Annotated in this window: 29 protein-coding genes; 10 read left to right on the top strand and 19 right to left on the bottom strand. The window is 67.6% G+C overall.

The genetic code is table 11. From position 1 onward, the window contains the following. Positions 1-62 precede the first annotated feature (62 nt). Positions 63-1,238 carry a zinc-dependent alcohol dehydrogenase gene (locus ORV05_RS05130; protein WP_268757304.1) on the bottom strand — a complete coding sequence of 392 codons (1,176 nt, stop codon included), beginning with the start codon at positions 1,236-1,238 and terminating at the stop codon, positions 63-65. 16 nt (positions 1,239-1,254) lie between these two features. Next, positions 1,255-2,151 (bottom strand): SRPBCC family protein, encoded by an 897-nt coding sequence (locus ORV05_RS05125; protein ID WP_268757303.1) that lies wholly within the window; start codon positions 2,149-2,151, stop codon positions 1,255-1,257. Positions 2,152-2,341: 190 nt separating this feature from the next. Here ORV05_RS05125 and ORV05_RS05120 point away from each other — a divergent pair, with 190 nt between their 5' ends. Continuing rightward, positions 2,342-3,067 (top strand): ComEA family DNA-binding protein, encoded by a 726-nt coding sequence (locus ORV05_RS05120; protein ID WP_268757302.1) that lies wholly within the window; start codon positions 2,342-2,344, stop codon positions 3,065-3,067. 3 nt (positions 3,068-3,070) lie between these two features. On the opposite strand, the gene ORV05_RS05115 is transcribed toward ORV05_RS05120, so the two are convergent. Next, complete coding sequence (locus tag ORV05_RS05115) at positions 3,071-4,066, bottom strand: glycoside hydrolase family 25 protein (protein ID WP_268757301.1); 996 nt, start codon at positions 4,064-4,066, stop codon at positions 3,071-3,073. Positions 4,067-4,689: 623 nt separating this feature from the next. On the opposite strand from ORV05_RS05115, the gene ORV05_RS05110 reads away from it, so the two are divergent. Together ORV05_RS05110 and ORV05_RS05105 are read left to right on the top strand one after the other, a co-directional pair. Next, positions 4,690-4,893, top strand: coding sequence for a hypothetical protein (locus ORV05_RS05110; RefSeq protein ID WP_268757300.1), 204 nt, complete (start codon positions 4,690-4,692; stop codon positions 4,891-4,893). A gap of 80 nt (positions 4,894-4,973) precedes the next feature. Beyond that, positions 4,974-5,519: an MmpS family transport accessory protein gene (locus tag ORV05_RS05105; protein ID WP_268757299.1), complete on the top strand. Its 546-nt coding sequence runs from the start codon at positions 4,974-4,976 to the stop codon at positions 5,517-5,519. Between the two features lie 57 nt (positions 5,520-5,576). On the opposite strand, the gene ORV05_RS05100 is transcribed toward ORV05_RS05105, so the two are convergent. From ORV05_RS05100 to ORV05_RS05090, 3 genes are read right to left on the bottom strand one after another with little or no spacing between them, the layout of a single operon-like run. Continuing rightward, the gene (locus tag ORV05_RS05100) at positions 5,577-6,422 is read right to left on the bottom strand and encodes a helix-turn-helix domain-containing protein (protein WP_268757298.1); all 846 of its coding nucleotides are present in this window, start codon (positions 6,420-6,422) and stop codon (positions 5,577-5,579) included. Continuing rightward, positions 6,419-6,943: a DUF6879 family protein gene (locus ORV05_RS05095; protein WP_268757297.1), complete on the bottom strand. Its 525-nt coding sequence runs from the start codon at positions 6,941-6,943 to the stop codon at positions 6,419-6,421. Before ORV05_RS05095 ends, ORV05_RS05100 begins: the two co-directional genes overlap by 4 nt. Further along, complete coding sequence (locus ORV05_RS05090) at positions 6,943-7,155, bottom strand: hypothetical protein (protein ID WP_268757296.1); 213 nt, start codon at positions 7,153-7,155, stop codon at positions 6,943-6,945. Before ORV05_RS05090 ends, ORV05_RS05095 begins: the two co-directional genes overlap by 1 nt. A 222-nt stretch (positions 7,156-7,377) precedes the next feature. Between ORV05_RS05090 and ORV05_RS05085 the strand changes: the two genes are divergently transcribed. The 5 genes from ORV05_RS05085 (at position 7,378) to ORV05_RS05065 (ending at position 10,158) form a co-directional block, all read left to right on the top strand. Next, the gene (locus ORV05_RS05085; RefSeq protein ID WP_268757295.1) at positions 7,378-7,881 is read left to right on the top strand and encodes a hypothetical protein; all 504 of its coding nucleotides are present in this window, start codon (positions 7,378-7,380) and stop codon (positions 7,879-7,881) included. Further along, the gene (locus tag ORV05_RS05080; RefSeq protein ID WP_268757294.1) at positions 7,878-8,132 is read left to right on the top strand and encodes a hypothetical protein; all 255 of its coding nucleotides are present in this window, start codon (positions 7,878-7,880) and stop codon (positions 8,130-8,132) included. Before ORV05_RS05085 ends, ORV05_RS05080 begins: the two co-directional genes overlap by 4 nt. A 252-nt stretch (positions 8,133-8,384) precedes the next feature. After that, positions 8,385-9,527, top strand: a complete 1,143-nt coding sequence (locus ORV05_RS05075; RefSeq protein ID WP_268757293.1) for a methyltransferase domain-containing protein — start codon at positions 8,385-8,387, stop codon at positions 9,525-9,527. 223 nt (positions 9,528-9,750) lie between these two features. Then, positions 9,751-9,891 carry a hypothetical protein gene (locus ORV05_RS05070; protein WP_268757292.1) on the top strand — a complete coding sequence of 47 codons (141 nt, stop codon included), beginning with the start codon at positions 9,751-9,753 and terminating at the stop codon, positions 9,889-9,891. A 12-nt stretch (positions 9,892-9,903) separates the two neighbouring features. Then, a complete protein-coding gene (locus ORV05_RS05065) occupies positions 9,904-10,158 on the top strand; it encodes a hypothetical protein (RefSeq protein ID WP_268757291.1) in 255 nt (84 codons plus the stop codon). Positions 10,159-10,614: 456 nt separating this feature from the next. Here ORV05_RS05065 and ORV05_RS05060 read toward each other — a convergent pair whose 3' ends face one another. The 5 genes from ORV05_RS05060 to ORV05_RS05040 are packed head-to-tail and all read right to left on the bottom strand — an operon-like array spanning position 10,615 to position 13,030. Next, entirely contained in the window at positions 10,615-10,845 is a 231-nt protein-coding gene (locus tag ORV05_RS05060) for a hypothetical protein (protein WP_268757290.1), read from the bottom strand. Positions 10,846-10,847: 2 nt separating this feature from the next. Continuing rightward, positions 10,848-11,681 (bottom strand): hypothetical protein, encoded by an 834-nt coding sequence (locus ORV05_RS05055; protein WP_268757289.1) that lies wholly within the window; start codon positions 11,679-11,681, stop codon positions 10,848-10,850. Position 11,682: 1 nt separating this feature from the next. After that, entirely contained in the window at positions 11,683-12,384 is a 702-nt protein-coding gene (locus ORV05_RS05050; protein WP_268757288.1) for a C1 family peptidase, read from the bottom strand. Beyond that, positions 12,381-12,716, bottom strand: coding sequence for a hypothetical protein (locus ORV05_RS05045; RefSeq protein WP_268757287.1), 336 nt, complete (start codon positions 12,714-12,716; stop codon positions 12,381-12,383). Before ORV05_RS05045 ends, ORV05_RS05050 begins: the two co-directional genes overlap by 4 nt. Further along, positions 12,713-13,030, bottom strand: coding sequence for a hypothetical protein (locus ORV05_RS05040; RefSeq protein ID WP_268757286.1), 318 nt, complete (start codon positions 13,028-13,030; stop codon positions 12,713-12,715). The genes ORV05_RS05045 and ORV05_RS05040 overlap by 4 nt, the downstream gene beginning before the upstream one ends. An 84-nt stretch (positions 13,031-13,114) precedes the next feature. Between ORV05_RS05040 and ORV05_RS05035 the strand changes: the two genes are divergently transcribed. Beyond that, positions 13,115-13,516 (top strand): hypothetical protein, encoded by a 402-nt coding sequence (locus tag ORV05_RS05035; protein WP_268757285.1) that lies wholly within the window; start codon positions 13,115-13,117, stop codon positions 13,514-13,516. On the opposite strand, the gene ORV05_RS05030 is transcribed toward ORV05_RS05035, so the two are convergent. From ORV05_RS05030 to ORV05_RS05000, 7 genes are read right to left on the bottom strand one after another with little or no spacing between them, the layout of a single operon-like run. After that, positions 13,494-15,761, bottom strand: coding sequence for a Kelch repeat-containing protein (locus ORV05_RS05030; protein WP_268757284.1), 2,268 nt, complete (start codon positions 15,759-15,761; stop codon positions 13,494-13,496). The two genes, ORV05_RS05035 and ORV05_RS05030, sit on opposite strands and share 23 nt — an antisense overlap. Then, positions 15,758-16,225, bottom strand: a complete 468-nt coding sequence (locus ORV05_RS05025) for a hypothetical protein (RefSeq protein ID WP_268757283.1) — start codon at positions 16,223-16,225, stop codon at positions 15,758-15,760. Before ORV05_RS05025 ends, ORV05_RS05030 begins: the two co-directional genes overlap by 4 nt. Positions 16,226-16,232: 7 nt before the next feature. Further along, entirely contained in the window at positions 16,233-16,961 is a 729-nt protein-coding gene (locus tag ORV05_RS05020) for a choice-of-anchor R domain-containing protein (RefSeq protein ID WP_268757282.1), read from the bottom strand. A gap of 7 nt (positions 16,962-16,968) precedes the next feature. After that, positions 16,969-17,490 (bottom strand): hypothetical protein, encoded by a 522-nt coding sequence (locus tag ORV05_RS05015; RefSeq protein ID WP_268757281.1) that lies wholly within the window; start codon positions 17,488-17,490, stop codon positions 16,969-16,971. After that, positions 17,481-17,699 (bottom strand): hypothetical protein, encoded by a 219-nt coding sequence (locus ORV05_RS05010; RefSeq protein WP_268757280.1) that lies wholly within the window; start codon positions 17,697-17,699, stop codon positions 17,481-17,483. Before ORV05_RS05010 ends, ORV05_RS05015 begins: the two co-directional genes overlap by 10 nt. Continuing rightward, complete coding sequence (locus ORV05_RS05005) at positions 17,699-19,093, bottom strand: hypothetical protein (RefSeq protein WP_268757279.1); 1,395 nt, start codon at positions 19,091-19,093, stop codon at positions 17,699-17,701. Before ORV05_RS05005 ends, ORV05_RS05010 begins: the two co-directional genes overlap by 1 nt. Before the next feature lie 3 nt (positions 19,094-19,096). Beyond that, positions 19,097-22,111: a phage tail protein gene (locus ORV05_RS05000; RefSeq protein ID WP_268757278.1), complete on the bottom strand. Its 3,015-nt coding sequence runs from the start codon at positions 22,109-22,111 to the stop codon at positions 19,097-19,099. Between the two features lie 147 nt (positions 22,112-22,258). Here ORV05_RS05000 and ORV05_RS04995 point away from each other — a divergent pair, with 147 nt between their 5' ends. Then, positions 22,259-22,477: a hypothetical protein gene (locus ORV05_RS04995; protein WP_268757277.1), complete on the top strand. Its 219-nt coding sequence runs from the start codon at positions 22,259-22,261 to the stop codon at positions 22,475-22,477. A gap of 86 nt (positions 22,478-22,563) precedes the next feature. Here the strand turns inward: ORV05_RS04995 and ORV05_RS04990 are convergent, their stop codons facing one another. Continuing rightward, a complete protein-coding gene (locus ORV05_RS04990) occupies positions 22,564-23,013 on the bottom strand; it encodes a hypothetical protein (RefSeq protein WP_268757276.1) in 450 nt (149 codons plus the stop codon). Between the last annotated feature and the right edge of the window lie 5 nt (positions 23,014-23,018).

The following is a 23,018-nucleotide window of genomic DNA, read 5'->3' as shown; positions in this document are numbered from 1 at the left end:
GCGCGAACTGGCCAAGGCGTGCGCAACATCACTCCCCGCGGGAACGCGGCCGCAGGGACGGCTCAGGGGGTGAGCACGATCTTTTCGCAGTTGTCCTTCTTGTCGCGGAACATCTTGTAGGCCTTGGGCGCCTGGTCGAGCTTCATCCGGTGGGTGATCACGAAACTCGGGTCGATCTCACCCGCGCGGATCCAGCGCAGCAGCGGTTCGAGATAACGGTGCACGTGGCACTGCCCGGCGCGCATCCGCAGGGAACGGTTCATGAACGAGCCCATCGGGAACTTGTCCACCATGCCGCCGTAGACGCCGATCACCGACACCACCCCGCCGTTGCCGCAGGCCATGATCGCCTCGCGCAGCGCGTGCGGGCGGTCGGTTTCGGTGGCCATGGCCTGTTTGGTGCGGTCGTAGGCGTGCAGCGGCCCGATGTCGATGTGCGCCTCCATGCCGACCGAGTCGATGCACGCGTTGGGTCCGCGCCCGGCGGTCAGTTCGTCGAGCGCGTCGAGCACCGCGGTTTCCTCGTAATTGATCACGTCGGTGGCGCCGGCCTTCTCCCGCGCCATGTCCAGCCGGTACGGGTACCGGTCGATCGCGATGACCCGTTCCGCGCCGAGCAGGCGTGCGCTCGCGATGGCGAACTGGCCGACCGGGCCCGCGCCCCACACCGCGACCACGTCACCGGGAGTGATGTCGCACATTTCGGCGCCCATGTACCCGGTCGGCAGGATGTCGGACAGGAACAGTACCTTCTCGTCCGGAATACCGTCCTCGATCTTGATGGGGCCGAAGTCGGCGAACGGCACCCGCGCGTATTCGGCCTGCCCGCCGGGATAACCGCCGAGCATGTGCGAGTAGCCGAAGATCCCGCAGGGCGAGTGCCCCATCAGTTTCTCGGCCATCGCCGCGTTGGGGTTCGAGTTTTCGCACACCGACGTCAGGCCCTGCTGACAGGCCGTGCAGTGCCCGCAGGCGATGGGGAACGGCACGACCACGCGGTCACCGGGCTTGAGCCGGGTCACCGACCGGCCGGTCTCGACCACCTCGCCCATGAACTCGTGGCCGAGGATGTCCCCGCGCCGCATGGTGGGGATGAACCCGTCGTAGAGGTGCAGGTCCGAACCGCAGATCGCGGTCGAGGTGATCTTCACGATCGCGTCGCCGGAATTGAGGATCTTCGGGTCGGGCACGTTCTGGACCTTGACGTGGCCCTTGCCCATCCAGGTGTTGGCTCGCATGGGACTCCGATCGTCGTCAGCTGGGCAGGGGTTGGGCGGGCCGCTCGGTGAGGTGCGTGCGGGTCTTGGCGCCGTCCGGGCCGCTTTCCGAGCGCACGACCTCGCCGGTCTCCAGTACCTGCTTGAAGCGCCGCAGATCGTCGCGCAACTGCTGGTCCGGTGCCTCGCCGAACAGCTTGGCGATCCGGGCGCCCAGCCTGCCGCCGGGCGGCTCGTAGATCAGGTGGACGCGGACCTCGGTGCCGCGCCCGCCCGGGGCGGGCCGGAAGTCGACCCGGCCGGAGTGCCGCACCTGGGTTTCCCCGATCGAGCGCCACGAAATGTGCTCGTCGATGTGTTCGCTGTCGATCTCGGCGTCCCACTCGACCTCGATGCCCGCCGGTCCCGCGGCGCGCCAGCGGCTGCGGCCGTCGCCGAGATGACGCACCGATTCGAGGTGGGCCATGAACTGCGGCAGGTTCTCCAGGTTGCGCCAGGCCCCGTAGACCTCGCCCACGGGGCGGTTCACCGTGATCCGCCCGTTGGCGTGAATCGGGCGGCCGCGCCTGGCACGGGTGGTGACGACGGCGGCGGCGAGGTCGGCGATCGCCACCCCGGCCAGTGCCGCCATCGTGATCGACGCGCGCCGCCTGCCGTCCGGGCTCTTCACGCCGCGGCGGACGGCATCGGCCAGGCGCAGATCCACGATGTCGCCCGCGAGGCGCAGCCACAGCCACGGCGCGCCGTTGCGGCGCGCTCCCAGCGCGGTGCCGAGCACCAGTTCGCGCGTACCGATCAGCCGCACGAGCCGGCGTGTGGAGTCACCGTCTTCGGCCCCGATCGTGCCGAGGACCGTCCGCGGCGCCACCAGCTGGGTGGCCCCCAGCCCGATGCTGAACGCTCCCAGGCCCTTGGTCAGCCATCGCTTGTCCATCTCACCGTCCCTCGAGTCGCCCGATCGCACGGGCAATGCCCGCCAGTGCGGCTTGATACCCGGCCTCGCCGCCGGGAAACCGGCCCCGCCGCAATGGCAGCCCGAGGGTGAGTTGCAGGACATGGTGTGCGCGCTGCGTAACGGGACCCTCGCCGGGCCCGACTCAATCCGGCAGAGAGGAAAGATGCCGATGACCGCCCCTGTTCCCGCCCGGCCACCGCGGAAGCGGTCCACCCAGGGCGTCTGGTACTTCGTGATCACGATCGCCTCGGCCGGGCTGCTGGCCTGGGTCCCGTTCGTGCATGCCGCCGGGTGCCTTGCCCGGCGCGAGCTGTACCGGCGCGCGGCGCTCTTCGGCGCGGGTGCCGTGCTCGTGGTGGTGCTGATGTCGCTGACCCCCACCGACGCCCAGGGGCACACCACCAGTACCGCGGGGCACATCATCGCGCCCATCGGGACGCTGCTGATCCTCACGCTCGTGTCCCTGGCCTGCCTGCAACAGGCCGCACTCCGGCGGCAGGTCTACCCGCGGCCGGAAACCGGGCGGCCCGTCCCCGGACCGGTCCCGGCGACCGGCGCCGATCCGGCCGTGACCGCGGTGCTGGCCGCCCGCGCCCGCCGCGCCGAGGCCCGGCGGCTCGCCGAACGGGACCCGTTGATGGCCCGCGAACTCCGCATCGGGCGGCCCGATCTGCCGCGCGACTACGACGACGGTGGCCTCGTCGACCTCAACAACGCCCCGGCCGCTGTGCTCGCCGAACGGCTCGAACTGGACCCGTCACTGGCCGAGGCCATCGTCACCGCCCGCACCGAACGCGGCGGTTTCCTTGCCGTCGAAGACGTTTTCACGCTCACCGAGCTGCCGCTCGGTTGCTGGGACCTGATCCGCGACCGAGGAATCGTGCTCGCCCGCTGACACCTAACCGCAGTAGGCGGTGAACGGTTGTTCCGCCGAGTAGCGCACGATGACGCCGACCGGCTGGCTGCCGTCCGGATGCCGCGGGATGGTCACCGGTCCGGGTTTGTCGGTGTCGAACGTCCAGGTCTGCGGCGTGATCCGGCCAGTGCCGTCGTCCCCGGAGCTGAACCCGGCGCCCGGCACGAACCGGTCCGGGTGGTCGGTGGGCATCACGTAGTCGACCTGGTGCACGTGGATCCGCTCGCCGTAGATCGCGTAGAGGTACCAGAACTGGGGACGCCCCGCGCACGGCAGCGCACGGGACACGTTGTCTCCGGCAGGCCATTCCATGGTGGTCTCCTCGTCGTGGGAGAAATCGGCGCCCGGCGCGGGGTAGCCGAGCAGGGCGGCGAACTCTTCCCGGGTGCCCCGGAAGGCGTTCGCGTCCAGCGGGGAGTAACCGGCGACCTCGGCGGAGGCGGTGAACTGGAGCACGGCCACGTCCAGGCCGCCGTACCCGGCCCAGTACGACGCGGGCACCTGCGCCCATTTCGCGGGCAGCGGCCCGACCACGGTGTCCGGGTAACGGCTCGACCACAGCGGCGGCAGCCCGGACAGGCTCGGTGATCCCAGTTGCTGCCAGTACCAACGGGGCAGGTACAGCAGGGGCATGCGGTATCCCTGGCTCCGGAGTAGGTCCACGAGCGCCCTGGTCAGCGCGACGTCGCCGGAACCGGTCTCGACGTCGAGGCACAGCGGCAGATCCCGGGGCACCACGGCGCCGATCGTGGCGGCCTGCGCCTGCGCGGTGCTGCCCGAGCGCTGGTACCAGTAGGCGGCGACCACCATCCCGGCCGCGCGGGCCGCGGCGAGGTGGGCCGGGAAGACGGGGTCGCGGTAGGAGGCGCCTTCACCGGCCTTGATGATCGCGAACTCGCAGCCCGCGCGGCGGCAGGCGGCCAGGTCCAGTGTGGCATCCTGATGATTGCTGATGTCCAGCCCGAAAGTGATCGCCATCGCCACGCTCCACACCGGACAGTCATCGACGCCGAGCGGACTCATGGTACGGGTGCGGCGGCCTGCGGCGGCAGCGCCGAATTCCGCCTGACCACGGCCGAAACCGCCCACGCGGGTGAGTTCAGCGCTGCCGGGGTCGCCCCCGAATCCCCGGCGCTGCCCGCATGACCTTCGCCACACCTCGGTGCCGCTGCGGAACGCCCTCCTGCCCGTCGGCAAGGACATTCAGACCACACAGCGTGACTCACCCCCGCGGGCTGAGCACTGCGACGCGCTTTCGAGGTCTCCGGCTGAAACCGCCCGACCGGCTGATCCGGTGCCTGGTCTGGAACAACCGCTTCGGTTCGTTTCGGGGCCCGACCCGAGCACGAAGACCGCCAGACTGCTGTTTCGGACCGTTTCCGCAGGTCCAGCGCTTGCTGATGGTGGCGCCCTGGGCAGGACTCGAACCTGCGACCTAGAGATTAGAAGATTCTGGGCTCCGATCGGTGTGCTGACCAGCGAAAAACGCAGTTCACGGCGAACCGTGCGGGCTAAATATCTTGCTGTAGCCACCCCCGCCCGGTCCTTTGTGGACGACGCCACAACCCCCAGAGCATCCACCCGATCTGAGGAGTCACGAAATGGTAACGATCGCCGCCTACCGCACTCGCGGCCGCCACCGCCTCCAGCCTTCACGGCCCAGTCCCCGCACCCGGATCCAGCGCCTCGCGCGGAGGGTGCGGCGGGTCGCGGCCGAGGTGTCGGTGACCGCGCTGCTCGTCGGCTACCTCGTCGGGAGCAGCGGCATGCTCGCCATCGTGGCGGCCAACGGCGGTTGGCGGTGAGAGATTTCCCAATTACCCGCAGTAACAGTCACCCCGACTCGCGCGACTACATGCGCGCTGACAACGAAGGAGCTCCTCCCATGTCCGAACAGCCGAATCCGTACGTCCCGCCGGCCCCGCCCGCACCTGCCAAGAAGCGGCGGAAGTGGCCGTGGGTCCTCGGTGGCGTCTTCCTCCTGGTCGTCATCATCGCTGTGGCCAACGGTGGCGGCAACACGCCGAGCCAGCAGGCGACGGGCGCCCCGGCGGGTAGCGACAAGAGCACCGTCGCCGCTGCCCAGCCCGCCACCCAGCAGCCGACCCAGCAGCCCGCCGTGCAGCAGCCCTCGACCCACACCGTGGTCTACAAGGTCAGCGGCAAGGGCCCGGCCAGCAGCATCACCTACACCACCGACGGTATGACCTCGACCAACCAGGAGAGCAACGTCAAGCTCCCTTGGACCAAGACGCTCACCCTGCCCGCGGACCAGGCGCTGCAGATGGTCTCGATCATGGCCCAGGGCTCCGGCGAGAGTTCGAAGATCGACGTCGAGATCGACGTGGACGGCAAGATGGTGAAGGAGGCCCACGCCGACGGCTACGGCATCGCCTCGGCCAACGGCAACATCGGGACCTTGGGCGGCTGATCCCCCACCGCCTAGGACAGCGCCCCCGTCGGCTGCGTGGAGTCGGCGGGGGCGCTGCTATTCGGCGCGCTGCCGGTACTCCTCGGCCAGCCGGAGCAGGATCTCGCGGGCTTCGTCGCCCTCGGCGGCCGCCTTCCAGAGGCGATCGGCCAACCGGTGGTAGGTCGCCACCTGCTCCGGGTCGTCGATCATCAGCTCCGTCGTCGTGGTCTCGACCGCAACCCGGTCGTCGACGATCCAGAAGCCGTTCATCACCAGGTAGGGCAGCGTCCGGTACAGCGGCAGGATCCCGAAGCGGACGGTGGGCATCCCGGTCACCACGATCAGCCGTTCGATCTGCGCGACCATCTCGCTCGGCGTCGCGATGGGGTGCGCCAGCGCGGCCTCGGCCATCAGCAGCTCGATGCGGGGCGAGTCCTGGTAGAGGACCTGCTGCCGGCTCATGCGCGCGGCGACGGCCTGATCGACGTCCTTGGGGAGATCCAGCAGGTCCGACACCTTGGTCAGCACGCGCCGGGCGTAGGGCGCCGTCTGTATCAACCCGGGCACCGCGGCGATGTCGACCGCACGGATGAGCTTCGCGCTCTGCTCCCGCTGTCCCCGCGCGGTCTGGCCGTGCCGCATCCCCGTACGGAGTTGACGCCGCCACTCCAGCTGCTGCAGCCGGATCCCCTGCAGAGTGGTGAGCAGCTCGGCCGCCGCCTCCGGTATGCCCAGCGCGTCGCACCAGGCGATCACGTCGGTGTCGTCGGGTGTCTGCCGACCGGTCTCGATCTTGGAGACGCGGGACTGTGGCCAGCCGACGAGCTTGGCCATTGCACGACCCGACAGGACACCGCGCGCTTCCCGCAGCGCTCGCAGCCGGGCGCCGAAGGCTTCCCTGGCGGCTTCGAACTCGGTCACGTTCTCCTCAACGACGAATATTCCTCTGCTGGATGGGCATGATCCCACGCCAGCCGCTGCCACCGCCGATACTGCTCCACAGACGAACCGGTGACGACCTCCACCCTGTCGAGGCCGCCGGTGCCGAAGTACATCCGTGCCACCGTTTCGTCGTCAAACAGCCAGAAGTCGTGGCCCGGCAAACCGAGCGTCGCCGCCTCCTCTGGCCAGATGACGCGGATGTCCTCACCGGCGGGGATGTTTCCGCGCAGTGCCAGGTCCATCTCGAAGCGTAGGTAGTCGGTCAGCGGCACGGTCATCTGCCTGACGCGCGCCCAGGTCTTGCCCGCGGCCGTGGTCGACCTGACAAGCGCCAGGAACTCGCTCTGCCAGCTGTCCTCCGGCGGCTCACCGGCCAGGAACCTGCGCAGGGGCTCGCGCTCCTCAGGTTCGTGGTAGACCCCTTGACACTCCCAGCGCCATGCCGAGCGCTCGAATGTCCGGAACAGCCGCTGGAACTCGGGCAGGCCGGTGGCGGCCATCAGCTCTGCTCCTGGAAGAACCGCACCAGCGCCTCCGGGATCTCTACGACGGTCTCGTGTGCGGGGATTCCGTTGCCGTGCTTGTGAAGTTCGGCCAGGGCTTCCTCGTCGGTGACGACCCACCCCTGCACGAGGTAGGTGTCCCGGTCGGTCTTGTAGACGGTGGGGCAGCCGGTCTGGCCGGACTCGCTACCCAGGAACTGAACGCGCATGTGTCTCTCCTCTTGGCTCGAAGATCGCTCCCCGGCGATCTTGACCCAGCCGTACCTTGCCCTGCTTAGCCCATTGGAGTGGCCGTCTCGCGAAATTTCTCCAGTGATTCTTGCGTGATTCGCGGATCACGGCCATGATGCCTACGTGCCTCCGAGGAAGTGGCCGGCGATGCAGGACCAGCTGCACCCCGGCGGGGGCACGAGCTTCGGTGAGGAGCAGCCATGAGGTCGTGGAAGATCGCTGGGCAGCAGGAGCATCTGATTCAAGAGGAGCGGCACGAAGGCGCCGTAGTCCTGACCAGTTGCGGGTGGCTGATCCCGCGCAGCCGCAGCGACGCGACCCGACACACCGCGCCGCGGTGCATGTCCTGCAAGATCGTCGCTACCCCCCTCGAGGCCGGCCCCGCACCGGAGCCACCACCCGTGCAGCGGCCCAGCGCCGTGGAAGCGCCCACCATCCCTTCGCAGCCGAGTCCGCACGAGGTGGCATTGCGGTACCTGGAGAGCGCGCGGGCCGGAGGGCGAGCCAATGCGGCGAAGGCACGGCGACTGCGGGATGAGCGGGCGCGGGCGGCGGGCTACACCTCATGGGACGACGCGATTCGCGAAACCCGCACGCTCAGCATCGAGCAGACGGCTGCGCTGCTGGGCGTGGTCAGCGGAACCATCAAGAAGTGGCGTGCCCGGCTCGGCGTGAAAGCCAGCGAAAGCCGGGTGCGCGCGTGAACGAGTCGTCGGAGCAGATCCTGGCGGGCTACCAGCTCATGAAGATGGTCGCCGACGTCAACGAGAACCTGGGCAATGTGGTCGTGCGGGTCCTCGAATACGAGATCGAGCACGGGCACCTGCCGCCGGACGAACTGCGCGAGATGGGCACGTTGCTGAGCGAGCTCGCCAGCGAGCTGATCCGGCACGCCGACTGGATCGCCCGTGGCACGGACGCGGTCGTGATCGACGGCGAGGTATCCGAGCCGTGACGCACAGGCCAGGTCCGTGGCCACTCGTCTGATTATCCGATCTCTCCTGGCCGGGCACGAAGACACCCATCCCATCGCCCAGGGCCGTGCCCGGCCGGGAGGACCAAACCTCTGGCCCTGGGTGAGGCGTACGAAAGGAAAGAACGTGGCGGACAAGCAGAGCTCCGGCGCACACACCGGCGAGAGCGACAAGAAGACCGACCACCTCGGCAAAGGTTCGGGCGGGCACGAGACGAAGAGCGGCAGCGACAAGTGACCCCGAAAGATCTGGTGGAGAAGCTGCGCGCGGCCGGTGACCTGCCGCCGGGGCTCGACGTGTTCTTGCGGCGTGTGCCGCGGGCACGGTTCATACCCGACCAGATGTGGGTGTCGGTCGACGGCGAGTGGCGCGCGATCGACCGGTCCACCGACCCAGAGCTGTGGGAGGGGTACGTCTACGACGATGTCGTGATTGCCACGCAGTTCGACGACGGCGCCACCCTGTGGCCCGCTATCGGGAAGCGCCCCACTTGCTCGGCCTCGCAGCCGTCGGTGGTGGTGGGGATGCTCGCCGAACTCGACGTGCAGCCTGGCGACATCGTGCTGGAGATCGGCACGGGTACCGGTTTCAACGCCGCGCTGCTCGCCGAGCTGGTCGGTCCCCGCGGCCGGGTGATCAGTGTGGAGATCGACCAGGTGCTGGCTGCCACCGCGCGTAGCAGGCTCAGCCGTGTGGGCTACGGCGATCCGAACGTGACGGTGGTGTGGGCTGACGGCACCCTGGGCGATCCCTACGCCCTGCCGGAGGCCCAGTTCGACCGCGTGATTGCCACGGCGGCGGTGCAGCTGGGGCGGCTTCCTCGCCCGTGGATCCAGCAGTCCCGGCCGGGGGCGGTGATGGTCGTGCCGATGCGCACCGACTTCGCCTCGGGTCCGCTGGTGCGGTGGGAGGTCGGTAAGGACGGCACCGCCGAGGGGCGCGCGTGCCCGATGGGCGTGGGCTTCATGGAGCTGCGGTCGCACCGGGTGCCCATGACGGAGGCCGAGGACGACATCCAGTGGGACGACCCGCGCGCCTCGGTCAGCAGGACCGCGCTCAACCCGCGACGCATCTTCGACTCGCCGCACTCGCGGTTTGCGGTCGGCGTGGCGATGCCGGGCTGTCAGTACGGGCTCGAAGACCCCGAGCCGGGGGAAGAAGAAGGTCTGGTGTGGCTGAGGGACACGATTTCCGACTCGTGGGCGTGCATCGCGCGGCACGGAGAAACCCGCGTGGTGCGGCAATACGGGCCGCGTTCCCTGTGGGACGACGCAGAGCGCGCCTACCGCTGGTTCCTGGACCAGGACCGGCCCTCGGTTCTCGACTACCGATTCACGGTCACGCCACAGCGGCAGTCCATCCTCCTGTCGTCGTAAGTGAGTGGGACGCGACCGAGGACGTGCGACGCCGGCCCCTGCACCAGTGGATGGCCGAGCAACAGCTCACCGAACTGATAGCCGTCGTGGAACAGCCCACCGAAGTGATAGCCGCCGTGGAACAGCCACGTGTGCCCGAACCGCGGCGGCCGCCTTTGGCCCTGCTGCACAGGGTGCGCGCGGCATTGCTCGAGCTGTAGGAACAACCAAGGGGAGAAGAGAGATGGCCGAGGACGACAAGCAGGCGGGGAAGCCGACGCCGCAGGAGGTCGAGGAGATCAAGCGGCGCATCGAGGATAAGGGCAATGTGTTCCTCAACGCGCCCAGCCATGTGAAGCCCGACGACTCCAAGAAGAGTAAGTAGCACGCCGGGAGAATGGACAACGTCGCACAGTTGAAGGCAGCGCTACAGCAGATCAACGACCAGGTGCAAGCGCTACCGACCATCGTGGTGGGCGATGGCTTCATGCAGGGATCGGCCAGCTTCTGCTCGCTCACTCAGGGCATGACGCACCCGGCCGTGATTGCGGCGCAGCACACGTTTCAGGAGGCAGCAAACATCGGGTCGGGGATCATCGCCCTGGCGTCGATGATGGAAGAAGCGGTCGACAACACCATCGAAGTTCTCTGACGCGGACACACCGACGCCCCGGCTCTCTCGTGCAGAGCCGGGGCGTCGGTGCTTTCCCCTGTCTCAGAATGGCCAGTTGGCGTCCACGCCCGCTTCGATGAGCGGGATCATGCGGAACGCGGCGTCGGACAGTCTGCCAATTGAAGTATCCGTAGCCATTCGCTTCGGGTTGTCGAAGCTATCGATATTGATTTATCCGCATTCGCATTCTTAGGTGCGACCCGAGATCCGTACGCCCTACGGTGTTGTAACCAGTTCCAAAACAGGTGAAGTAACCGTGGGGCTTCGCTTCGGGTCGTACGTGGACAACACTAACCCAGGCACCGACACTTTCCGGTAGATCCGCAGGTGGAGACGCAAAAAAGGCCCCCGCGCTCAACCTGGACGACCAGGACCAGGGAGCGCGGGGGCCGGACAGCCGCCGGAATGCGAGTACGGCGGCCAGTCAGGGAAAGGTTACTCGACCGGCAGGTGCTTGGCAGCAGCGCGACGGGCGAGCGCGGTGACGGCGACGGTGTGGCCGGTGGCGGTGATCACACCGAGGACCGCGGTGAGCGCGGCCTGCAGCGCGCCGGACAGTCCCGTGGACAGGATGCCGGCGGTGCCGAGGACGGCGACCAGGGTCGAGAGCACCGACACGATGCCGGCCGGGGTCTTGAACGAGCTGAGGAAGGCCTTGAGGTTCATGATCAGTTCACCAGTTTCTGTCCGAGCGCCTTGACGATGTCGGGCGCGAGGGTGTCCTTGAGTGCGGTGGCGAGGGTGGCGACGTCGACCGTCGGGGCGGTGATGGCCTTGACGGCGTTCGCGACGGCGGGCAGCCCCTTGGCTCCGTCGCGAACGGTGGCGACGGTGTCCATGATCGCGTCGACGGGGGTCGTGGAGTTGGTGTCGCCGGGGATGCGCGAGGGCTGCAGGGCGAGCAGCGCGGCGTGGAGCTCGGCGATCCTCTGGTCGACGTGGTCCATCCACGACTGGACGGTCTGCGCATTGCCCGCCCAGTCGACGAACGTGTCGGTCAGCTGCATATCTGCTCCTCCTTGGGTGTCGACGCCGGGCCAGTGGTCGGCGACGATCGAGCGGTCGTAGATGCCGTCGCTGGACCACTGATGCGCGACGGCGGTGATGCCGTTGAGGGTCGGCAGCACCTGGCCACCGCCGGGGTAGGCGGCGATCCAGTACTCGGGCTGGGCGACGTGCGCTGCGGTGAAGGCGTCCTGGACGCTCTGCCACGCTGACTGCGAGCAGTAGATGGTCGGGGTCTGTCCCAGCGCGCGTTGCGCGGCCGCCCAGCCGGGAGCCTCGCCGGGGGTGGCGTCGTACTGCTCGACGTCGAGGACGTGGATGCCGAGCCCGGTGCGCGCGGCCGACGGCGTGATGCGCACCTTCACCGAGCGCGGGAAGCGGGCCCAGTCCGCGTCCGACCACGCGAACGAGGACGGGCTCACGTAGCCGCAGACGATCTGGGCATCGGTGGGGATGTTCGGGACGAGGGAGTTGATCGCGTCGTAGGCGGTGCGCACGTCACACCACCGGCTGGACGACGTCGCCGCCCTCGTGCAGGAGGTAGTCCAGGGCCGACCAGGTGAGCCAGGCGTGGCCGTCCTCGCCCCACCCGGCGCCCCAGGAGTTGCGGATCAGGACGCGCTGGCCGTCCACGTCGTTGCCCACGACGCAGACCTGGTGGCCGCCGGCGAGCCCGGACGTGGGGTTGACGACGATGGTGTTGGTGTCGTCGACCGTGAACATGCTGGTCAACCACGGCACGCCCAGCGAGAGGGGGCCGTGGTTGAGCAGCCGCAGCGCCAGGTGCGACGAGCGGGTGTGCACGAAGCTCTTGATCTTGCCCTGCTGCTCGAGCGCCTGCATCGACCACGGCCCGGTCGAGCCGGTGTCGTCGGGCGGGTACTCGCCGGGGATCTGGGAGTCGTCGAGCTTGGTCTCCAGCTCGTACAGCGCCACGGCGTCGGCCTCGGTGTAGATCACGCCCGTGGCGAAAGGCTCGGTGACCAGGCAGCCCAAGGCGGCGTTGGCGGTGCAGGAGCCGGTCCGGCCCTGGTCGAAGACGGGGGCGATCTCGCGGTGGGTCACCGAGCGGATGTCGTCGAACCAGTGCCGCAGGTGCCGGTGGGCGTCGCGCTCGGGGACCAGGGCGTCGTGCACCTGGTGGCGGCCGAGCCGGTAGGGGTTGGTGGAGAGTTCTTTCAGGTAGCGAAACGTGGTCACAGACCTCCGGTGTGGTCGGGGCTGAGCAGCTGCATCAGCGTCTTGAGTCCCTCGTTTTCCTCACGCACAAGGCGCAGCTCTTCCATGACGGCGTCGTGTGTCTCCTGGGCGCGCTGCTCAGCCCGTTGCTCGGCGGCGCGGTTGATGACCGTCGTGCCCACCAGCAGCAGCGGCAGGCTCCAGAGCTGCACCCAGTTGGACCAGTAGAGCAGGACCGGCTGCGCGTCGGTGAAGATCGCGCCGAGGGTGCCGTACACCGCGAAGGCGTAGGTCATCCACATGGTGCCGAAGACCTTGGTCAGCCACATGGCGATGCGGTCGTTGATGTTCATCCTTTCACCACCAGGACCACCGTGGCGACGACGAGCACGATCGTGAGCCCGATGAGCCAGAGGTTGAGCTTCACCGGCAGCTTGTAGCGGCGCTCGTCGGCCTTCTCCTGCTCCGAGAGGGTCTGGTGGTCGACCTGGCGGTGCAGGGCGTTGAGCCGCTCGCCGTGGTCGTTGAGGTCCTTGCGCAGTGCGTCGACTTCGCTCTTGTCGGCCTTCGTGCTGGCCAGATTATCCAATTTGGACTCTATGCGGGCGAGCCAGCTGTTGATCAGCGTGATCACGGTGTTGCTCGTCCCGTCGTCGTGTTCGGACACCAACCTCCCCTCGCGTCAGCGGATCAGTCCGCGGACGTACTTCGCGCCCTCGAAATCCGCCGCTGTGGCGGTGTGCACGCCGCCGTGGCCGCGGTGGTGAGCCACGCACAAAAGCGTGAGGTTGGCGTCACTGTTGATCCAGGCGCCGATGTCCTGGGTGGAGATGCCGGGGAAGTCGGCCTCCAGCAGGGCGAGGTCGACGCCGTTCTTGAGGGCGAACTCGACGTGCGCGTGGTGGCACTCCAGCGGCTTGGTCAGGTCGCACTCGGAGGTGTCCCCACCGCGGTGCTCGGCGGCGAAGTCGCAGTGGTACGTACCATTCTCGCGGCGCCGCTTCTTGTACTCGTCGAAGTCGTGCTTGTGCGGGTCGTGCGCCCGTGGCTCGTGCTCGGGGTAGTGGATGGTGTAGCTGTGGCTGACCTTCTGGTCGTGGGCGGGGATGTTGCCGGTGTCCAGAAACCTCCTAAAATTGGTTTACCCCAGTGACGTTACCGAGAGAGTCGTAGGTGTAGGACCAGGCTCCGCCTTGGACTTTCGGTACCGCGCGTGTCAGCGTGGCGTCGTCGATGTACCAGATCTGCGAGGCCGCGGGTGTGCCGTCGAGCTTGATGTGCATGCTGGCGTAGGCCGCGCCCTGCGGGACCACCGCGCTGAACGATGCCTGGGTCCACGTCGCCGCCGACGCGGAGAAGTAGGGCCCGACGCTGCCGTACAAATGCGACCCGGTGGCACCCCACCAGTAGAGCACGATCACGTAGTGGTTGGTGACCGCGTTGGTGAAGTAGGCCCACGCCTTCGCGGTGATGAACTCCCCCGGGGTGACGGGCTCGGGCTCGCACTCCGCCGCGGTGTAGATCGACACCCCGTCGGGTGTGAGCTGCATGGAGTGAGTGCCGCTGTGCGCGACGGTGCTCGACCACGCGGCCGTACCGCCGGTGATGGGTCCCCAGTTCGCGATCCCGGTTTCGAACGTGGAGTTGGCGTTCATCAGCGTCGGCCCGATCTGCACGGCGTCGACCGCGCCGATGAGCCGGCCGTTGCCGCCGTTGGCGATCTGGAGTGCGGTCGCGCGGCTGTCGCTGTCCTCCCAGAGACCGTGAAGCCTCGGCACGTCGCCGGGCACCGAGTTGTCCCACACCTCGATCGGCAGGGAGAACCCGTTGCCCGCGTTTGCCCACGAGTAGGCCCAGCGGTTGGAGGTCAGGATCGTCGACAGCGACGAGTACGACAGGTCGAACGTCAGATAGTTGTTGGGGTCCTGGCCGCGTTGCTGGAGCATGACGTGATACGTCGCGCCCCCCGTCAAACCCGTGACAGGCAACGGAATAGGGATGTCGGGCGTGTGGAAGTAGGTCACCCACCACACGGCGTTGGAGAACAGCGTGAAGGTGTCCCAGTTTCCGTCACCCCGCTGAAACGCGACCAGCGGGTACCCGTACTGCCCGGAGCCGGTGGCAACGCTCGTCTTGACGACGCTGACGCCAGTGGTCGGCGAGACCGTCAAGCTGTGCAGCGTCGTGTCAAACCCGGCGGCGGAGTTCAGACCGCCGGAGAACACCAGGCCCACTCCCGGCAGTGCGACGCCGGACACGCTGGACACGGCAGCGGGCAGCGGGGCCGAGGCGTTGAACCAGCCGACGACGCTGCCGTCGGAGTTGAGAGGGGCGATGTAGGTGGTGGTGTTCTTGACACCGGCCACGCTGTTGTTGCCCGCCGTGACGATGATCTGCCCATCGACGACACCGGCCGCCATGGAGTCGAGAGGACCGGGGAGCGACGGACCGGTCTTCCAGGCGCCGACCTGTCCATTCTGGACCTGAGCCCAGTAGACGGTGGCCTGGCTGGTGCCTGTCGTGTCGAGGCCACCGATGTAGTAGACGAACTGCCCCCAGGACACGAGGGCGCCGCTGTCGCGCGGTGCGGGCAGAGACGTCTGTGTCGACCAGGACCCTACCGACCCCGCGTTGGCGTTCAACTGCGAAGCGAAGACCGTCGCCGTCATGGAGCTGACGGCGGATGTCGCCCGGCCGCCGGCGACGATGATCGTCCCGTCGGCCGTGGCGGCGGCGCAGAGGTTCGAGAGGGCTTGCGGCAGGCTCGTCTGCGGGATGGGCGCACCGAGCGCACCGTTTCCCAGATACTGGATGCTGTAGACCGTGGACACGTTGTTGTTGGTGGAGGAGTCGAATCCTCCGATCACGACACCGAAATTGCCGACGGACAGTGCGGCACCGCTGATCGCGTACCCGTTCGGACTCGTCGCCGGCGGCCTCCAGTTCTGGTAGACCAGGTAGCCGGGGCGCAGGCAGTTGACCAGGGAGGTCTGTAGCGGGGACGTGGCGCCGACCAAACCGCCGTTGGCCGCGATGGCGGCTTGGGCGGTGAACCATTTGGCGGGTACGACGGTGCTCGCGAGCTGCGTCCCCGGTACTCCGGCGTTGTCGGTCCACAGGGAGACCAGCAGGTCGTCGCCCTTACCGATCGGTGTGACGGGCAACATGATGCGCCCGATCGACGTCGACCCTGCCGGGAGGACGAACGGCTGTGAGATGTCCTGCGCGGACAACGATCCCCACTGCTGCAGTTCGTTCCATGCGGCACAGTCGACGATCCGGGTGCCGTGCCACACCTCGCTGGACGGGTGCGTGCCGAGGAACTGGTTGATCTGCGCGCTGGCGTCGGCCGCGGAGTAGTCGCCGGGGAATCCGTTGTGCGCTGCCTGCCAGGTCATGAGACCTTCAAGAAGGAGATGTGGGTCAGGCCGAGGGTGGGCGAGCCGTAGGCCACGGCGTTGACGGCGGTGTTGGACCAGATCATGGAGCAGACCTGGGTGGCGGTGGAGAACTCGACGAGCTCCGACGCGCCGACGGCGACGAAGTTGCTGCAGGATCCCGACGCCAGGCTGTTGCTCTCGTTGGGGGTGTTTCCGGTGGCGATGTACTGGATCATCGAGGTGTTGGCGGACACCCGCACGCTCGAGGAGATCCACCACGTGCCCGGCGTGAGCGTGAAGTACGTGTTCCCGCTCCCGCCCGGCGTGACGTTGGGGTCGGTCTGGATGGCCGAGGGGAACTGCATCAGCGTGTCGCCGTTCGCGGTCAGCGCGACGGTGCTTGCCCCCAAGAGCGCGTAGCGGGCGTACGGCTTCGGGTTGAGCGTCAGCGCCAGCATCATCGCTTCATAGGTCGAGGCCAAAAACCTCCTAGGTGATCGAGGTCAGCAGACCGTTGGTGTAGTTGAGAGTCCGCAGCGAGGTCGTGTACCCGGTCGGTGTCTGTCCCTGGGTGAACTCGGCGAGGATGTAGAACTGGCCGTTGGTGTGGAAGACCCACTCGGTCCACCGCGCGCCGTTGTCCTCGTAGGTGAACAGCAGTGGCGGCACGCTGGACTGGTCGTGGACGTTGTAGAGCAGCCCGTAGGTTTGCGCGGACCAGGTGGTGCCGTTGGCCGACGTGCTCGCGCCCGAGGTCTGGTTGGACTTGTACCAGGTGAAATAGTTGCTGGCGTCGCCGACGGCCTGGGCGACAACCCAGTACGTGGTGGACGCCGTGACGGTGCAGGGCAGCGGGATGGGGATGTTGCCCGGGGTGCCGGTGAGGAACTCCGCCGGTATCAGCGTGGTGGCCAGGACCGTGCCCGACGGGGCGCCGGCGTTGTTGGTCTGCACGGTCACGGTCAGCGGGGCGGGCGTGCCGGTCACCGTCGCGTTGATCCCGATCCAGCCGATCTGAGTCTGGTTCGACGGCGTGGTGAAGGACTGCGCGATGTAGAGGCCGTTGGTGTTCACGCCGCCGGTGCCCGCGGTGGCCTGCGCGACCGTCTGCGTGGCGCTGTAGAGGAATTGGACCGAGTGGGTGCCGAGGAACTGGTTGATCTGCCCGGCCTTGGTGGGCTGCCCGGCTGTGGCGGCGAGCCATGTCGGTGTGGCCATGAACCTCCTAGGGGCCCAGCAGCAGGGAGACCTGCAGGATGAGTGCGTTGGTCGTCGAGATCGTCACCGAGGGTGTGAAGGCCCAGTGGTCGATCATCGAGCCGGAACCGGCCGTGGCGGTGGCGCCCGCGAAGAGCCCGGCCTCGGTCACCGTCCACGTAGTCGTCGGGGACGGGAAGTAGAACAGCCAGGTCGCCTGCGCGGCGATGGACGCGGTGGCCGGGGACGCGGCGCCGGCGCCGACCACCTGGCGGCCCAGCTCGCTGAACAGCGCGGTGTCGGCCTTGGCGGGGGTCCCGGCTCCGGAGCCGACCGCGCCGTAGAGCGGGGCCAGGTAGGTCGGGTTGGTCACGCCGAGGTTGGTGGCCTGGTCCTGGACGCCGGACCACACCAGGGCCGCGGCGAGCGCGGTGTAGCCGGTGGTGCAGATGACGTTGTCGCCTTCGCGCTCGTCCACCACGCGGTTGTCCTCGTCGAGGACCAGCAGGCGCAGGCGGCCGCGCAACCGCAGCGTGTCGGTCAGCTCCATGTCGTGGCTCCCCACGTCCCGTTGTCCCAGCCCGGCGTGGCCAGCACGGTGGTGGTGACCTGGTCGGCGACGGTGATCTGCTCGTCGGCCTGGGCGAGCTGGCCGAGGCCCTGCACGGTCTGGTCGATCGGCGCCTGCGACTGGTCGTTCATGCTGCGCAGCACGTCGACCAGAGACTGGGCGCGGCCGACGCCGGATGTCAGTGCCATCAGATCCTGATTCCTGTGAGCTGCATGGTGCGGTATCCGCCTTGAGTGAAGGTGATGCGGTTCTGGGTGGCCAGGAACGCGGCATTGAGTCCCCAGCTGTAGTTGTTCTGCGAGTCCGGGACGAACTGGTTGTTCATGTGGAAGACCTGTCCACTACGGACCCAGCCGACCCAGTCCGGTGACGTGGTGAACGTGACCCTTTCCGCGGCGAAGGCGAACTCGATGCGCTCGCGCTGCGCCCGCTCCAGCGCCATGCTTGCGGTTGAGAGGCTCTGGTCGGAGATGTACTTACCGAACACGCCGCCGTTGGGTCCGTTGTAGAGCGCCTGGCTCTGCGTGTCCTGGGCCTGCGCGATCACCGGGACCTGGTAGTTGTACCAGAACTTGATCGTGCTCCCGGCCGGCGGCGGCGTCGTCGCGGTGAGGAACCAGGCGCCGTTGGCGTTCTGCGCGACGTACCAGTTGGACTGGCCGTTGGGCGGCTCGCCGGGGTGCAGTTGGGTAACCAGTGTCTGGGCGCCGTTGACGGTGAAGCGCTGCACACCGGCGAAGACGTAGCGCAGCGGCCACGCCGAGGTCACGCCGTCGCCGCGCCAGGTGTCGGTCGGCGCCAGGTTGGACACAGCGTGGATGGTCTCCGCGGCGCCCTGCACCAGGATCAGGTTGTGCACGCTGGTGCCGTCCCACTCGTAGTTGAACATGTTGTCCATCACGATGTGGCCTTCGGTGGTCGACCCGCCGACGGTCGGGCTGGTGGTGAAGGTGGCGCCGCTGTTCTGTGCGGTGGTGGAGTCGTAGAAGTGCAGCTGCAGGTTCTCGTCCACGTACCAGCCGTACGGGGTGACCTGGCTGGCCTGCCGGGCGAGCAGCCGCCACGCCGAGGACAGCGACTGGTAGTTGATCGCGACGGAGGGCAGCTGGATGGCGGGGGCGACGAAACCGCCGGCGGAGACCGGGGCCGCGGTGATGCCGCAGTTGGCTTGCTGCGTCAGCGCGATGACCACCTGGTCGGCGGTGTAGCCGTTGAAATAGGGGCCGTAGACCGGCCGGGAGTTGTCGGCGTAGTAGGTGTAGTCGGTGCAGCCCAGCAGCCACTCGTTGCGGTTGGGCGCGCTCGGGGTCAGCTTCGGGTCGTTGACCACCCCGGCGAACAGGGTCAGGCCGAGGTGGTTGTCCCGCAGCGTGATCCGGCTCATCACCGGCACCATCACGTGCGGGGTGGTGGTGTACTCGTCGACCAGCGGGATTACGGCCGTGTCGCCCTGGCGGCCGAAGTTCTGGTTGATCGTCATCTGTTGGAAGGCACCGTTGTACGCCAGGTACTGCGTGTAGTCCACAGTGGACCCGCCAGGCGGTGTGATGGTGAGCGACAGGCTCGGGATCGGTACGGTCATCGCTCACGCCCTCACGTAGACGCCGCCCTGCTGGAGCATCCGCACCAGCGCCGGGCCCATCTTCTGCAGGAAAATGTCCATGTCGCGCTCCGACATCAGGTGGTTGCCCTGAAACACCGGAGCGACGGTCACCGCGGTCCCGGCGTTGCCGCGGATCACCGGGGTCGCCACGAACGAGCCGGTGGCGGTCAGGGTGCCGTTCATGCTCCCGGACACCTCCGTGGTGAAGCTCTGCAGGAACGACCGCACGCCTTGCGCCCCTTCGGCGAGGCCGTTGGTGAGCCCCTGCATGATCAGCTGGCCGGTTCCGTGCAGCAGCACGCGGTCCTTCTCGGCGGGTCCCTTCCAGATGGGGATGAGATCGGTCACCCACTGCAGCGTGCTGGTGAGCGCGCTCATGGCCTTCACCTTGATGCCGGTGACGAGGCCGTCGATGATGCTTTCGCCGACGCCCTCGAGGAAGTTGGGGTCGCCCAACGCATCCTGCATCTTTTTCGGCAGGCCACTGAACACACCCTGGATCGTGCCGGTGCCGTCGATGACCGACCACAACATCCCGTCCATGCCGTCGCTGGCGTTGCGGTTCGCGTCGTCGAACCCGGCGCGGGCGAAGGCGGGGACATCCCTGCCGAGGACGCTTGAGGCACGCTCACGAATCCGGCCTGTACCGGAGTCGACCGCGCCCGACATCCCGTTCATCGTCTGGTTGACGCTGCGCTGCGCCGCCAGCCCGGCCTGCTGTACCTGGTCGGCGATGGCGTTCCAGTTCGTCTCCGTGGCGAGCTTCATGGTCTGCATGCCCTCCTGCCACGAAGTGCCCATGGTCCGTGCCCCGACCACCATGGCTTGTGCCCCGGTCTTCACCGCGCCGGAGAGGTCGCCGGTGAGTGCCTGGACGATGGCGGCGATGGAGCCGATGATCATGATCGCCAGGCCCTCGAACGCGCCCGAGGACATCTGGAACTCCGCGACCAGCATCAGGATGACCGGCATCAGGCGGATGAGCGTCGGGATCAGGAAGGCGAACGCGCTGGTCAAGGCGGGTAGCATCGACAGCGCGACCGGGATGATCGCCTGCAAGAAGGCGCCGAAGGCCTGCGCCAGCCCGGGCAACATCGGCGCCAAGATCTGCAACGCTTGCGTCAACGCTTGACCGATCTCCGTCGCGATCGTCTGAATGTAGGGCTGCAGCGCCGCGAGCACGGGCGTCAGCGCCTGCGCCAGCTGCTGCGTGAACTGCATGATCAAATTGATCACCGGCGCCCCGACTTCCAGCAGTTTTCCGAAGAACGCCGCGACATCGCCGAACGTGCGCCCCACCAGCGTCCAGTCGATTTCGGAAAACGCCGTCGACAGCGAATCGAAAAATGCCTGCACCCCGGGCGTTCCGGCGATGAAAGCCTTCGTCACGCCCTCGACCAGCTGGTTGAACGCGGGCATCAGCGAGTAGAGCAACGCCCGCAGCGCGCTGAGTCCTTGCGTGTAGAGGCCGGTGTTGTTGAGCTCGTCGAACAGCTGCCCCAGGCCCTGCCCGACGACGGTGACGATGTCGCCGAGCTGCCGCCAGGTGTTGACGTTGGCCGTCATCCGCAGGAAGCCCTCGACCATCGCGCCGATGCCGGGCGTGGCCTCGCGGATCATGGTGGCGATGCCGTGGATGAAGTCGGAGATGACACCGAGCCCGCCACCGGTCTTGATCCATTCCTGGAAGCCCGCGGCACCGGAGAACACGGCGTCGGCGATGTCGATGAAACCGCTCTTCAAGGCGGGCAGCAGGGTGTTGAGCAGCGGCAGGATGACCTGGTTGATCGCCTTGTCGAAAGTGGGCATCAAGGCGTTCTGCAGCTCGTTGACCACGGGCTGAAAAGCCTTGGACAGCTGCTTGTGCATCATCGTCAAGATGCCCATGACGAAGATGCCAGCCGCGCCAAACTGCAGCAGCCCAAGAGATCCGACCGCGACGAGGCCCGCCGCGTAGCTCATGGCGGACCCGAGCACGCCGACCCCGACCACGATCTGCCCGACCATCTGCAGGAAGCCCATCAGCGACTCGCCGACGGCCTGGATGCCGGAGATCAGCGGGCCGAACCGCTTCCCGACATCGGCCAGCGCTGAGGAGAACTCCGACCAGCTGTGCACCGAAGCCTGAGCCAGGTTTTTCAGTGGCTGGAACCCGTCCTCGGCCAGCAGGCGCGTGGTCTTGTGCAGGCCGTCGAACAGCTGCAGGACGCTCGATCCGCCGAAATGCAGATCCAGGTAACCGCGGTGCAGACCGATGATCATGTTGGCGAGGAAGTGCGCGGCCCCGCCCAGAACGTTCGTCTTCTTCGTCGCCTCGTCGGTCCAGGCGCTGTACTTCTTGGTTTCCTCGCCGGTGGCCGCAATTGCCTTGCCGAGACGGTCGGCCTCGGAGCGCGTCAGGTTCAGCGTGCCCTTGAAGGCTCCCACGGTGGGATCGACCTCCCGCATCATGCGGGCGAAGTTCTCCGCGGCCGCACCGGTGCGCATGCTCGCGCCGGTGAGGTCGTCGACCTCCCTCTTCGTCAGGCCCAGCGTGCCCTTGAAGGAGCCGGTGGCGTTGTCGGCGGCGCGGAAGCCCTTGACGAGACGGTCCACCGCCGACGCCGACAGCCCCAGCGAGCCAGTGAAGGAGCCCGCAGCCGAGTCGGCATGGCGCATGTCCTCCTCGAGCTTGACCATCTCGGTGGCGAGCTTGTCGGCCTCGGTGCGCGTGAGGGCGAGGCTGCCCCGGAACTGCCCCGCCGAGGGATCGACCTCGCGCATCAGCCGGCTGAGCTTGTTGACCTCGGAGTTGGCGGACTCCAGCCGTTGCGACAGGCGCTCGACCTGGCTGGCCGACAGCCCGAGCGAGCCGGTGAAGGAGCCCACCGCGGGGTCGGCGCGGCGCATCTCCTCCTCGAAGGACTGCATCGAGCGGGCGATGCGGTCCGCCTCGGTGCGCGCGAGGCCGAGCCCACCCCGGAACTGCCCGGTGGTGGGGTCGACCTCCCGCATCATGCGGTTGAGCTTGTCCAGCTCCGTGGTGGTCGTGCGGACCGCTTGCGCCGCTTCTTTCGTCGCGGTGTCGGTCTGTCGCAGGCCGCCGTTGTAGTTCCACCAGTCCTCCGCCGAGGTCTTGGCGGCCTGGTCGAGGTTGTCCAGGTCGTGGACGAACTGGTAGGCGGCCTCCGACGCGGCAGCGGTTTCGGCGTTGTGCCGGTCGATGGCGTTGGACAGTTCCTCGATCGCGCGCTTCTCGCGGTCGATCTTGCCTGTGGCGTTGTCCTCGGCTTCCAGCCGGATCAACAGCGTCGCGACATCCTCGAAAGCCACAAACTCCTTACCGCTGCAGGCGGGCGCTTTCCTCGGCGTTCACCGCGCTGATGATCACTTCGTAGTCACGGACTTCCTTCCACGGCCGCTCCCCCAGAGGCTGGGCGGGGATGCCGAGCTTCTCCCAGAAGAGGTGCTCACGCAGGAACTTCTGCAGGCTCGGTGGCCCCGCCGTCCCCATCCTCAGTGCCGCTGACAAGCTGACCGCGAAAGTTGGCGCGCTCCTCCTGATCGGTGCGGTTGAGCACCTCGATCCGGTCGTAGACCTTGTTGAACACCGTGGCGGGCAGGCGCTTGATGTTCTTGCGCTTGGCGTGATCCGGTGCCAGCACCCAGATGCTGCCGTCCTTCTCGTCGAGGTTCCAGTCCACGATGGACCGCACGACTCGTTCGAACCGCGCGCTTTCGACGTCCGGATCGACGACGGTCTTCATCTTGCCGTCCTCGCCCATGGTGCCCTTGACGCGGTGGAGCAGCTTCTCGGCGGCGTTCTGGTCGTCGTAGGACATGCAGGCCTTGACGTCGATCCAGTAGCCGTAGCCGATGTCGATGCGCTCGACGCCGTTGTAGTGGTCCTCGAATGCCATGTGTT

Source organism: Amycolatopsis cynarae (assembly GCF_026802195.1).
GTDB lineage: Bacteria > Actinomycetota > Actinomycetes > Mycobacteriales > Pseudonocardiaceae > Amycolatopsis_E > Amycolatopsis_E rhizosphaerae.
This window is presented reverse-complemented; position numbering and strand designations above follow the sequence as displayed.

What these genes read in the sequence shown, in the direction of transcription:
- ORV05_RS05090 (WP_268757296.1), bottom strand. Translation starts at nt 7,155, where the DNA reads ATGCGCGTTCAGTTCCTGGGTAGCGAGTCCGGCCAGACCGGCTGCCCC.
- ORV05_RS05125 (WP_268757303.1), bottom strand. Translation starts at nt 2,151, where the DNA reads ATGGACAAGCGATGGCTGACCAAGGGCCTGGGAGCGTTCAGCATCGGG.
- ORV05_RS05110 (WP_268757300.1), top strand. Translation starts at nt 4,690, where the DNA reads ATGGTAACGATCGCCGCCTACCGCACTCGCGGCCGCCACCGCCTCCAG.
- ORV05_RS05085 (WP_268757295.1), top strand. Translation starts at nt 7,378, where the DNA reads ATGAGGTCGTGGAAGATCGCTGGGCAGCAGGAGCATCTGATTCAAGAG.
- ORV05_RS05030 (WP_268757284.1), bottom strand. Translation starts at nt 15,761, where the DNA reads ATGACCTGGCAGGCAGCGCACAACGGATTCCCCGGCGACTACTCCGCG.
- ORV05_RS05095 (WP_268757297.1), bottom strand. Translation starts at nt 6,943, where the DNA reads ATGGCCGCCACCGGCCTGCCCGAGTTCCAGCGGCTGTTCCGGACATTC.
- ORV05_RS05005 (WP_268757279.1), bottom strand. Translation starts at nt 19,093, where the DNA reads ATGACCGTACCGATCCCGAGCCTGTCGCTCACCATCACACCGCCTGGC.
- ORV05_RS05010 (WP_268757280.1), bottom strand. Translation starts at nt 17,699, where the DNA reads ATGGCACTGACATCCGGCGTCGGCCGCGCCCAGTCTCTGGTCGACGTG.
- ORV05_RS05105 (WP_268757299.1), top strand. Translation starts at nt 4,974, where the DNA reads ATGTCCGAACAGCCGAATCCGTACGTCCCGCCGGCCCCGCCCGCACCT.
- ORV05_RS04990 (WP_268757276.1), bottom strand. Translation starts at nt 23,013, where the DNA reads ATGGCATTCGAGGACCACTACAACGGCGTCGAGCGCATCGACATCGGC.
- ORV05_RS05070 (WP_268757292.1), top strand. Translation starts at nt 9,751, where the DNA reads ATGGCCGAGGACGACAAGCAGGCGGGGAAGCCGACGCCGCAGGAGGTC.
- ORV05_RS05020 (WP_268757282.1), bottom strand. Translation starts at nt 16,961, where the DNA reads ATGGCCACACCGACATGGCTCGCCGCCACAGCCGGGCAGCCCACCAAG.
- ORV05_RS05115 (WP_268757301.1), bottom strand. Translation starts at nt 4,066, where the DNA reads ATGGCGATCACTTTCGGGCTGGACATCAGCAATCATCAGGATGCCACA.
- ORV05_RS05065 (WP_268757291.1), top strand. Translation starts at nt 9,904, where the DNA reads ATGGACAACGTCGCACAGTTGAAGGCAGCGCTACAGCAGATCAACGAC.
- ORV05_RS05000 (WP_268757278.1), bottom strand. Translation starts at nt 22,111, where the DNA reads ATGATGCGGGAGGTCGACCCCACCACCGGGCAGTTCCGGGGTGGGCTC.
- ORV05_RS05060 (WP_268757290.1), bottom strand. Translation starts at nt 10,845, where the DNA reads ATGAACCTCAAGGCCTTCCTCAGCTCGTTCAAGACCCCGGCCGGCATC.
- ORV05_RS05120 (WP_268757302.1), top strand. Translation starts at nt 2,342, where the DNA reads ATGACCGCCCCTGTTCCCGCCCGGCCACCGCGGAAGCGGTCCACCCAG.
- ORV05_RS05130 (WP_268757304.1), bottom strand. Translation starts at nt 1,238, where the DNA reads ATGCGAGCCAACACCTGGATGGGCAAGGGCCACGTCAAGGTCCAGAAC.
- ORV05_RS05045 (WP_268757287.1), bottom strand. Translation starts at nt 12,716, where the DNA reads ATGAACATCAACGACCGCATCGCCATGTGGCTGACCAAGGTCTTCGGC.
- ORV05_RS05015 (WP_268757281.1), bottom strand. Translation starts at nt 17,490, where the DNA reads ATGGAGCTGACCGACACGCTGCGGTTGCGCGGCCGCCTGCGCCTGCTG.